The sequence below is a fragment of the Nocardioides sp. B129/18 genome, assembly GCF_055282735.1.
In genome coordinates, this window is sequence record NZ_JBUZJI010000008.1 from 91600 (window position 1) to 102298 (window position 10699).

6 protein-coding genes and 1 tRNA gene are annotated in these 10699 nt (G+C 71.4%); 6 read left to right on the plus strand and 1 reads right to left on the minus strand.

The annotated features are described in order from the left end of the window. Window positions 1-102: 102 nt before the first annotated feature. The 4 genes from gltB (at window position 103) to pyk (ending at window position 8489) form a co-directional block, all read left to right on the plus strand. Entirely contained in the window at window positions 103-4659 is a 4557-nt protein-coding gene (gene gltB, locus ACZDWJ_RS08205; RefSeq protein WP_463520450.1) for a glutamate synthase large subunit, read from the plus strand. A gap of 24 nt (window positions 4660-4683) precedes the next feature. Beyond that, window positions 4684-6150, plus strand: a complete 1467-nt coding sequence (locus ACZDWJ_RS08210; RefSeq protein WP_463520451.1) for a glutamate synthase subunit beta — start codon at window positions 4684-4686, stop codon at window positions 6148-6150. Window positions 6151-6223: 73 nt separating this feature from the next. After that, window positions 6224-6868 (plus strand): hypothetical protein, encoded by a 645-nt coding sequence (locus tag ACZDWJ_RS08215; protein ID WP_463520452.1) that lies wholly within the window; start codon window positions 6224-6226, stop codon window positions 6866-6868. Window positions 6869-7031: 163 nt separating this feature from the next. Further along, window positions 7032-8489 carry a pyruvate kinase gene (gene pyk, locus ACZDWJ_RS08220; RefSeq protein ID WP_463520453.1) on the plus strand — a complete coding sequence of 486 codons (1458 nt, stop codon included), beginning with the start codon at window positions 7032-7034 and terminating at the stop codon, window positions 8487-8489. 26 nt (window positions 8490-8515) lie between these two features. On the opposite strand, the gene ACZDWJ_RS08225 is transcribed toward pyk, so the two are convergent. Next, window positions 8516-8588 (minus strand) — tRNA-Leu (locus tag ACZDWJ_RS08225). A gap of 98 nt (window positions 8589-8686) precedes the next feature. Between ACZDWJ_RS08225 and ACZDWJ_RS08230 the strand changes: the two genes are divergently transcribed. Both ACZDWJ_RS08230 and ACZDWJ_RS08235 read left to right on the plus strand, forming a co-directional pair. Then, complete coding sequence (locus tag ACZDWJ_RS08230; RefSeq protein ID WP_463520454.1) at window positions 8687-9295, plus strand: ANTAR domain-containing response regulator; 609 nt, start codon at window positions 8687-8689, stop codon at window positions 9293-9295. A gap of 220 nt (window positions 9296-9515) precedes the next feature. Beyond that, entirely contained in the window at window positions 9516-10646 is a 1131-nt protein-coding gene (locus ACZDWJ_RS08235; protein WP_463520455.1) for a branched-chain amino acid ABC transporter substrate-binding protein, read from the plus strand. Window positions 10647-10699: the final 53 nt, after the last annotated feature.

Sequence of the window (10699 nt, forward strand, 5' to 3'; positions counted from 1 at the left end):
CCGGTGGTAATCTTCGACGTAGCCGCTCGGGCCAATGTCGTCCCCTGCTCAGCACAGTCCTAGCAGCCGACCAAGCTTCTCGAACGACGACGGGAGTTCCCGGTGCCCTACTCGCACGCCTTCCCGCCGCCCCAGGGGTTGTACGACCCGGTCCACGAGCACGATGCGTGCGGTGTGGCCTTCGTCGCGACCCTGACCGGCGTCCCCAGCCACGACATCGTGGCCCAGGCCCTCACCGCGCTGCGCAACCTCGACCACCGCGGCGCCGCCGGCGCGGAGATCAACTCCGGCGACGGCGCCGGCATCCTCATGCAGGTGCCCGACGCGTTCCTGCGCGCCGCCGCCGCCGAGGCCGGCTTCGAGCTGCCCGCCCAGCACGGCTACGCCGTGGGCACCGCCTTCCTGCCCGGCGACGACGCCGCGGTGGCCGCCCAGGTCGCCCGCATCGAGGAGATCGCCGCCGAGGAGGGCCTCACGGTCGTCGGCTGGCGCGAGGTGCCGGTCGACCCCTCGATCCTCGGCTCGGCCGCGCTCGGCGTCATGCCGCGCTTCCGCCAGCTCTTCGTCGCCGGCGCCACGCAGCGCGTCACCGGCATGCAGCTGGAGCGGATGGCCTTCTGCCTGCGCAAGCGCTCCGAGCGCGAGACCGACGTCTACTTCCCCTCGCTCTCCTCGCGCACCCTGGTCTACAAGGGCATGCTCACCACCGACCAGCTCGACCACTTCTTCCCCGACCTGCGCGACGAGCGCATCGCGTCGGCCCTCGCGGTGGTCCACTCGCGCTTCTCGACCAACACCTTCCCGAGCTGGCCGCTCTCGCACCCGTTCCGCTTCATCGCGCACAACGGCGAGATCAACACCGTCATGGGCAACCGCAACTGGATGCGGGCCCGCGAGGCGCTGCTGGCCAGCGACCTCATCCCCGGCGACCTCGAGCGGCTCTACCCGATCTGCACCCCGGGCGCCTCGGACTCCGCGTCCTTCGACGAGGTCCTCGAGCTGCTGCACATGGGCGGCCGCTCGCTCCCGCACTCGGTGCTGATGATGATCCCCGAGGCGTGGGAGAACCACGGCGAGATGGACGCCGCGCGCCGCGCGTTCTACGAGTTCCACTCCAGCCTCATGGAGCCGTGGGACGGCCCCGCCTGCGTCGTCTTCACCGACGGCGACCAGATCGGCGCGGTCCTCGACCGCAACGGCCTGCGCCCCTCGCGCTACTGGGTCACCGACGACGGCCTGGTCGTCCTGGCCTCCGAGGTCGGCGTGCTCGACCTCGACCCCGCGAAGGTCGTCCGCAAGGGCCGCCTCCAGCCGGGCAAGATGTTCCTCGTCGACACCGACGAGCACCGCATCATCGAGGACGAGGAGATCAAGGCCGAGCTCGCCGCGGAGCACCCCTACGCGGAGTGGCTCCACGCCGGCCTGGTCAACCTCGCCGACCTGCCCGAGCGCGAGCACGTCGTCCACACCCACGCCTCGGTCACCCGCCGCCAGCAGGTCTTCGGCTACACCGAGGAGGAGCTGCGCGTCCTCCTGACGCCGATGGCCAACACCGGCGCCGAGCCGATCGGCTCGATGGGCACCGACACCCCGATCGCGGCGCTCAGCGAGAAGCCGCGGCTGCTCTTCGACTACTTCGCCCAGCTCTTCGCGCAGGTCACCAACCCGCCCCTGGACGCCATCCGCGAGGAGCTCGTCACCTCGCTCAACGGCACCATCGGCCCGGAGTCGAACCTCCTCGAGCCCACCCCGGCGTCGTGCCGCCAGGTCACCCTGCCGTTCCCGGTGATCTCCAACGACGACCTCGCCAAGATCCGGCACATCAACCGCGACGGCGACATGCCCGGGTTCATCACCCACGTCTCCCGCGGCCTCTACGAGGTCGAGGGTGGCGGCGCGGCGATGGCCGCTCGCCTCGAGGAGGTCTGCGCCGAGGTCAGCGCGGCGATCGCCGAGGGCGCGCGCATCATCGTGCTCTCCGACCGCCACTCCACCGCCGAGCTCGCGCCGATCCCGTCGCTCCTGCTCACCGCGGCCGTCCACCACCACCTGGTGCGCGAGAAGACCCGCACCCAGGTCGGCCTGATCGTCGAGGCCGGCGACGTCCGCGAGGTCCACCACGTGGCGCTGCTCGTCGGCTACGGCGCCGCGGCGGTCAACCCCTACCTGGCGATGGAGTCCGTCGAGGACCTCGCCCGCGAGGGCTACTACGTCAAGGCCGAGCCCGAGGTCGCGGTCAAGAACCTCGTCAAGGCGCTCGGCAAGGGCGTCCTCAAGGTCATGTCGAAGATGGGCGTCTCCACGGTCGCCTCCTACACCGGCGCCCAGATCTTCGAGGCCGTCGGCCTCTCCCAGGAGCTGGTCGACGCCTACTTCACCGGCACCACCTCCAAGCTCGGCGGCATCGGCCTCGACGTCGTCGCCGAGGAGGTCGCCCGACGCCACCACACCGCGTACCCGCGCGGCGGCATCTCCCCGGCGCACCGCGAGCTCCAGGTGGGCGGGGAGTACCAGTGGCGTCGCGAGGGCGAGCCGCACCTCTTCGACCCCGAGACCGTCTTCCGCCTCCAGCACGCCACGCGTGCCGGACGCTACGACGTCTTCAAGCAGTACACCGAGCGCGTCGACGAGCAGTCCGAGCGGCTGATGACGCTGCGCGGCCTGTTCCGCTTCAAGGACGCCGAGGCCACCGGCCGCCAGCCGATCCCGATCGAGGAGGTCGAGCCGGTCTCGGAGATCGTCAAGCGCTTCTCCACCGGCGCGATGTCCTACGGCTCCATCAGCGGCGAGGCGCACGAGACCCTCGCGATCGCCATGAACCGGCTGGGCGCGAAGTCCAACACCGGCGAGGGCGGCGAGGACCCCGAGCGGCTCTACGACCCCGAGCGCCGCAGCTCGATCAAGCAGGTCGCCTCGGGCCGCTTCGGCGTCACCTCGGAGTACCTCACCAACGCCGACGACATCCAGATCAAGATGGCGCAGGGCGCCAAGCCCGGCGAGGGCGGCCAGCTGCCCGGCAACAAGGTCTACCCGTGGGTGGCCAAGACCCGGCACAGCACCCCCGGCGTCGGCCTGATCAGCCCGCCGCCGCACCACGACATCTACTCCATCGAGGACCTCGCCCAGCTCATCCACGACCTCAAGAACGCCAACCCGGCGGCGCGGGTCCACGTGAAGCTGGTCTCCGAGGTCGGCGTCGGCACCGTTGCCACGGGCGTCTCCAAGGCGCACGCGGACGTCGTCCTGATCTCCGGTCACGACGGCGGCACGGGCGCCTCGCCGCTCACCTCGCTCAAGCACGCCGGCGGTCCCTGGGAGCTCGGCCTGGCCGAGACCCAGCAGACCCTGCTGCTCAACGGCCTGCGCGACCGCATCGTCGTGCAGACCGACGGCCAGCTGAAGACCGGTCGCGACGTCGTCATCGCCGCGCTGCTCGGCGCGGAGGAGTACGGCTTCGCCACCGCGCCGCTGGTGGTCTCCGGCTGCATCCTCATGCGGGTCTGCCACCTCGACACCTGCCCCGTGGGCGTCGCGACGCAGAACCCGGTGCTGCGCCAGCGGTTCTCCGGCAAGCCGGAGTTCGTCGTCACCTTCTTCGAGTACATCGCCGAGGAGGTGCGCGAGCTCCTCGCGCAGCTGGGCTTCCGCACGCTCGACGAGGCCATCGGCCAGGTCGGCACCCTCGACATCGAGCGGGCCGTCGACCACTGGAAGGCCTCCGGCCTGGACCTCACGCCGATCCTGCACGCGCCGGACCTCTCGGCCTTCCCCGACCAGGACCTGCGTCGCACCAAGAGCCAGGACCACGGCCTGGAGCGCTCGCTCGACGTCACCGAGCTCGTGCCGCTGGCCGCGCCGGCGCTCGAGCGCGGCGAACCGGTGCGCGCCCAGGTGGCCGTCCGCAACGTCAACCGCACGGTCGGCACGATCCTCGGCCACGAGGTCACCAAGCGCTACGGCGGCGAGGGCCTGCCCGAGGGCACGATCGACCTCACGCTCGTGGGCTCGGCCGGCCAGTCCTTCGGCGCGTTCCTGCCCCGCGGCGTGACGCTGCGCCTCGAGGGCGACGCGAACGACTACGTCGGCAAGGGCCTCTCGGGCGGACGCATCGTCGTGCGCCCGGACCGCTCGGCGCCGTTCCACGCCAACGAGCAGATCATCGCGGGCAACACCATCGCCTACGGCGCCACCTCCGGGCAGATCTTCCTGCGCGGCGGCGTCGGCGAGCGGTTCGCGGTCCGCAACTCCGGTGCCAGCGTCGTCACCGAGGGCGTGGGCGACCACGGCTGCGAGTACATGACCGGCGGCCGCGTCGTCGTCCTGGGCAAGACCGGCCGCAACTTCGCGGCCGGCATGTCCGGCGGCGTCGCCTGGGTCCTCGACCTCAAGCCGTTCCGCGTCAACACCGAGCTCGTCGAGCTCGGCCCGGTCACCGGCCACGCCGAGGAGCTGCACGCGCTGGTGCGCGCGCACTTCGAGGAGACCGGCTCCGAGGTCGCCGAGGAGCTGCTGGCCGACTGGGACGTCGCGCTGACCCGCTTCACCGAGGTCATGCCGCGCGACTACCGCATCGTGCTGGAGGCCAAGGCGAAGGCCGAGGCCGACGGCCTGGACGAGAACGAGATCGCGAACGCGATGATGGAGGCACTCCACGGATGAGCGGCGTGAAGAAGGAGGTGCAGCATGGCTGACCCGAAGGGCTTCCTGAAGGAGGGCCGCCAGGTCGCGACCCGGCGCCCGGTCGAGGAGCGCGTGCAGGACTGGAACGAGGTCTACCCCGACGGCGTCGGGCGGGCCCTGCTCCCGATCATCACCCCGCAGGCGAGCCGCTGCATGGACTGCGGCATCCCGTTCTGCCACCAGGGCTGCCCGCTGGGCAACATCATCCCGGAGTGGAACGACCTCGTCTGGCGTGATGACTGGGAGGGCGCGATCGAGCGTCTCCACGCGACCAACAACTTCCCGGAGTTCACCGGTCGCCTCTGCCCGGCGCCCTGCGAGACCGCCTGCGTGCTGGGCATCAACCAGGACCCCGTGACCATCAAGAACGTCGAGGTCTCGATCATCGACAAGGCGTGGGAGTCCGGCTTCGTCCGGCCCCAGCCGCCGGAGTGGCTCTCGGGCAAGACCGTCGCGGTCGTCGGCTCGGGCCCCGCGGGGCTGGCCGCCGCCCAGCAGCTCACCCGGGCCGGCCACACCGTGGCCGTCTACGAGCGCGCCGACAAGATCGGCGGCCTGCTGCGCTACGGCATCCCCGAGTTCAAGATGGAGAAGAAGCACCTCGACCGGCGCCTGGACCAGATGCGTCGCGAGGGCACGGTCTTCCGGGCCGGCGTCGACGTCGGCGGGCAGATCACCGGCGACCAGCTGCGCGACCGCTACGACGCCGTCGTCCTCGCGGTCGGCGCCACGAACCCGCGCGACCTCGCCGTCCCGGGCCGAGAGCTCGGCGGCATCCACCAGGCCATGGAGTTCCTGCCCCAGGCCAACCGCGCCTCGCTGGGCGAGGAGGTCGAGGACCAGATCCTCGCCACCGGCAAGCACGTCGTGATCATCGGCGGCGGCGACACCGGCGCCGACTGCCTGGGCACCTCGATCCGGCACGGCGCGGCGTCGATCACCCAGCTGGAGATCATGCCCGAGCCCCCGGGCTCGCGGCCGACCGGCCAGCCGTGGCCGACCTACCCGATGACCTTCCGGGTCTCCTCGGCCCACGAGGAGGGCGGCGACCGCGTGTACGCCGTCTCCACCAAGGAGTTCATCGGCGACGAGGACGGCAACGTCAAGGAGCTCAAGCTCGTCGACGTCGTGTTCAAGGAGGGTCGCCTCACCGAGATCGAGGGCACCGAGCGGGTCATCCCCGCCGAGCTGGTGCTCTTCGCGATGGGCTTCCTCGGCCCCGAGCAGCCCGGCCTGGTCGAGCAGCTCGGCGTCGACCTCGACGAGCGCGGCAACGTCAAGCGCGGCTCGGACTACCAGTCCAGCGTGCCCGGCGTCTTCGTGGCCGGCGACGCCGGTCGTGGCCAGTCGCTCATCGTGTGGGCGATCGCCGAGGGCCGCGCCGCGGCCTCGAAGGTCGACGCCTTCCTCACCGGCAGCACCGACCTGCCGGCGCCGGTCAAGCCGACCGACCGTCCGCTGACGGTCTGAGGGCTTGACGCACGCCTCATCCAGGGGGTCTTCTTCCGGCCGGGCCATCCGGTCCTCGGAAGGGGGCCCCCTGATGCGCACGGCCCTCGGAGCCCGGCTCGCGGTCGCGCTCCTGGCCCTGACGCCGGCCCTGGCCGCCTGCTCGGCGTCGGATCCGGGGGCTGCGCCGTCGTCGCCCGTCTCCCCGCGGGCGTCGGTCGGCGCCGACGTGTGCACGGGTCCGGGCGTCGTCTACCGCGCTCGCGGGATCCATCGCACGGTCGAGCCGATCGCCCTGCAGAGCACCACCGTCCCGCCGACCTCGTCGATGACGGACATCGTGGACGTGCCACCGACCGGCGACATCGTCGCGCGGGTGCGGATCGGCAGCACCGACGTGAGCGGCCCGGTCGCCGGGCGGGTCCTCCGCGACCTCGGGGTGCGGGCCGACGTCGTGCCCGCCCTGGTGGGCAGCTCGACCGCCCGGCTGGAGCTGCGCCGTCGGATACGGCTGGACAACCCCGGTCCGCGCAACCTGACCTTCATCGTCTACAGCACCACCACCCGGCTCACCGCAGTCGTCCAGCGACGCGGCTGCCCGACCGACGCCGGGGCCGGATGGCATGACGTCGGCAGCGTGCGCACCTTCTCCGGCCAGCACGACGCCGTCGCCTCCTGCGAGCGGGACCGGCCGCCGGCCGCGCTTGCGGGGATCTGGCGGTCGACGCTCTGCGGCTGATCTCGACGAGTCTGGCGCGGGCCCCGCGCTGCACGTCTCACCGTGTGACGACCCGGCGCCGGAGCTCCTGGGACCGCAGTGGCGGATCCTCTGCTGCAACCCCGCCTACTGGTGACCCGCCGGTATCTTGGATCGATCAAAATCCGACCGCTAGGGTGGCGGCGTGCGTAGAGCCAAGATCGTCTGCACCCTCGGCCCGGCCGTCTCCTCGCCGCGTCGCATCCGCGAGCTCGTCTATGCGGGCATGGACGTCGCCCGGCTGAACATGAGCCACGGCGCCCACGCCGACCACGCCGAGGCCTACCGCCTCGTGCGCGAGGCGTCGGACGCCAGCGGCCACGGCGTCGGCATCTTCGCCGACCTGCAGGGGCCGAAGATCCGGCTCGAGACCTTCGCCGACGGTCCGGTCGTGCTGCGGCGCGGCCAGGAGTGGACCATCACCACCCGCGACGTCCCCGGCGACCTCGAGTCCTGCGGCACCACCTACAAGGGCCTGCCCGGCGACGTCCGTCCCGGCGACCCGCTCCTCATCGACGACGGCAAGATCCGCCTGCGCGTGATCGACGTCGACGACACCGACGTCCGCACCGAGGTGCTCGTCGGCGGCCGCGTCAGCGACCACAAGGGCATCAACCTGCCCGGCGTGGCCGTGTCGGTGCCGGCCCTCTCGGAGAAGGACGAGGAGGACCTCCGCTTCGCCCTGCAGCTGGGGGTCGACTTCATCGCCCTCAGCTTCGTGCGCAACGCCGCCGACGCCGACGACGTGCGCGCGATCATGCGCGAGGAGGGCGTCACGATCCCGGTCATCGCGAAGATCGAGAAGCCCCAGGCCATCGAGAACCTCGACGAGATCATCGACGCCTTCGACGGCTTCATGGTCGCCCGCGGCGACCTCGGCGTGGAGTGCCCGCTGGAGGAGGTGCCGTTCCTGCAGAAGCAGATCGTCCGCAAGGCGCGGCTCTACGCCAAGCCCGTCATCGTCGCCACCCAGATGCTCGACTCGATGATCGGCAACCCCCAGCCCACGCGCGCCGAGACCTCCGACGTCGCCAACGCCGTGCTCGACGGCGCCGACGCCGTCATGCTCTCCGGCGAGACCAGCGTGGGGGAGTACCCCGTGCACACGGTCGAGACGATGGCCCGCATCGTCGAGGCCACCGAGCGGCACGCGCTGGAGGCCGGCGCGCTGGCCCCGCTCGAGTGGGACCCTCACACCAAGTCCGGCGTCATCGCGAAGGCCGCCGAGGAGGTCGCCGAGCGGGTGGGCGCGAAGTACCTCGTCGCGTTCACCCAGACCGGCGACTCCGCCCGACGCATGGCCCGTCTGCGCGGCGCGATCCCGCTGCTGGCCTTCACGCCCGAGGCGCGCGTGCGCTCGCAGCTGGCGCTGTCGTGGGGCGTGGAGACCTTCAAGACCCAGCCGGTCGAGCACACCGACGAGATGGTGCGCCAGGTCGACGACCAGCTGCTGCGCATCGGCCGGGTGCAGGAGGGCGACCTCGTCGTCATCATCGCCGGCGCGCCTCCGGGCATCCCCGGCTCCACCAACGCGCTGCGCATCCACCGCATGGGCGACGCCATCAACGAGGTGGCCCCGGCCTACCGCCGCGCCATCACCTGAGGCCCGAGGAGGCGGGGGGAGTCCGGTGCCCCGGGTCGGATTCGAACCGACACTGGGCGGTGTTTGAGACCGCTGCCTCTGCCGTTGGGCTACCGGGGCGACGGCGGTGAGGCTACCGCGTGGGGTCCGCGTGCCCTGCATCACCTCGGACCTCGAGCGGCCGCGCGGCGGGGCGCCCGCCCGCTAGCCTTGCCGCTGTGAGCCAGACCGCGAGCCCCTCGGGGAGCCCCCGCACCGTCGTCATCGCCGAGGACGAGGTGCTGATCCGCATGGATCTCGCCGAGATGCTCACCGAGGAGGGCTACGAGGTCGTCGGCCAGGCCGGTGACGGCCGCACGGCGATCGACCTCGCCGAGCAGCTGCGTCCCGATCTGGTGATCCTCGACGTCAAGATGCCCGTGCTCGACGGCATCGCGGCCGCCGAGGAGATCGCGCGCCAGCGCATCGCGCCGGTCGTCATCCTCACCGCCTTCTCCCAGCGTGACCTGGTCGAGCGCGCCCGCGACGCCGGCGCCATGGCCTACCTCGTCAAGCCGTTCTCCAGCACCGACCTCGTGCCCGCCATCGAGATGGCGGTCTCCCGGTTCGCCGAGGTCGCGGCCCTGGAGTCGGAGGTCGCCGATCTCACCGACCGCCTCGAGACCCGCAAGAGCGTCGAGCGGGCCAAGGGCGTCCTCCAGCAGCAGCTGGGCCTCTCCGAGCCCGAGGCGTTCCGCTGGATCCAGAAGACCGCCATGGACCTGCGGCTCTCGATGCGTCAGGTCGCCGACGGCGTCGTCGAGCACGGGCCCGGCCTCGCGGGCTAGACCGGGAGCCGGCACGCCGCCACCGCCGGGCGGCGATCGCGACGCCCGGTCGTCCGCGCACGGCGGAGCGGTGTCGCCTACGTCACGATTCGGCAACGACGCGCCGGGATCGCTCAACCGCTCCCGCGCACCGGTCGGCTGGCACTACGTTGTCCCGCATCGATCGTCGATGCTCCGGGTTCCCACGCCCGGAGTCCGTGAGTCCGACGGAGGGACTTTGATGACCACCTTCTCCCGGCCGGCGCGTGCGCTGGCAGTCATCGCCGTGGCCGGCCTGGCCTTGAGCGCGTGTGGCGGCAGCGACAGCGACACCAAGTCCGACGGCTCGGGCTCGGGCTCGAGCGCACTGTGCGGCAAGAACCTGGCGTTCCTCGGCGCGCTCTCCGGCGATGCCGGTGCCCTCGGCCAGAACATGGTCAACGGCATCAAGCTGGCGCTGAAGGAGTACAACGCCGACAACGCCGACTGCAAGATCGACCTGAAGACGTTCGACTCCCAGGGCAGCCCCGACAAGGCGCCGGCGCTGGCCACCCAGATCATCAACGACAAGTCGATCTTCGGCCTCGTCGGCCCGGGCTTCTCCGGTGAGTCGCTGGCCACCGGCAAGACGCTGTTCGAGGCTGGCCTGCCGTCGATCTCCCCGTCGGCCACCAACGTCACCATCACCCAGCAGGGGTGGACCACCTGGCACCGTGTCATCGGCAACGACGACGCCCAGGGCACCGCCGACGCGAAGTACCTCACCGACACCGCCGGCGCGAAGAAGGTCTACGTCGTCAACGATGGCCAGGACTACTCCAAGGGCCTGGCCGGCACCGTGGAGAAGGCCCTGGGCGACAGCGTCGTCGCGACCGACACGATCTCGGTCGGCCAGACCGACATGTCGGCGGTCGTCACCAAGGTGAAGGCCTCCGGCGCTGACGCGTTCTTCTACGGCGGCTACTACACCGAGGCCGGCCTGCTCGCCAAGGCGCTGCGCCAGGGCGGCTTCACGGGCACGTTCATGTCGGGTGACGGCTCCGAGGACCCCAGCTTCGTGAAGGTCGCGGGCGCTCAGGCCGCCGAGGGTGCGGTCCTCTCCGCCCCCGCCGGCCCGCCGCCGGCCGACTTCGCTGCCACCGGTCTCTACGCCACGCAGGCCTACGACGCGACCAACATCTTCCTGGCCGCGGTCAAGGACGGCGCCGACAGCAGCCAGAAGATCAACGAGTTCATCGGCTCCTACTCCGGTGACGGAGTCAGCGGCCCGATCGCCTTCGACGACAAGGGCGACATCAAGGAGTCGAAGATCTACGCGTACTTCGTGAAGGACGGCAAGCTCGACACGGCGAACCCGCAGGTCATCGAGTGACCTGAGGCTCCGCGTCTCACAGCACCAGGTCGGGGGGGGGGGGGGGGGGGGGG

Coding starts and splice junctions, on each gene's coding strand:
- ACZDWJ_RS08235 (WP_463520455.1), top strand. CDS start 9,516: ATGACCACCTTCTCCCGGCCGGCGCGTGCGCTGGCAGTCATCGCCGTG.
- ACZDWJ_RS08210 (WP_463520451.1), top strand. CDS start 4,684: ATGGCTGACCCGAAGGGCTTCCTGAAGGAGGGCCGCCAGGTCGCGACC.
- ACZDWJ_RS08215 (WP_463520452.1), top strand. CDS start 6,224: ATGCGCACGGCCCTCGGAGCCCGGCTCGCGGTCGCGCTCCTGGCCCTG.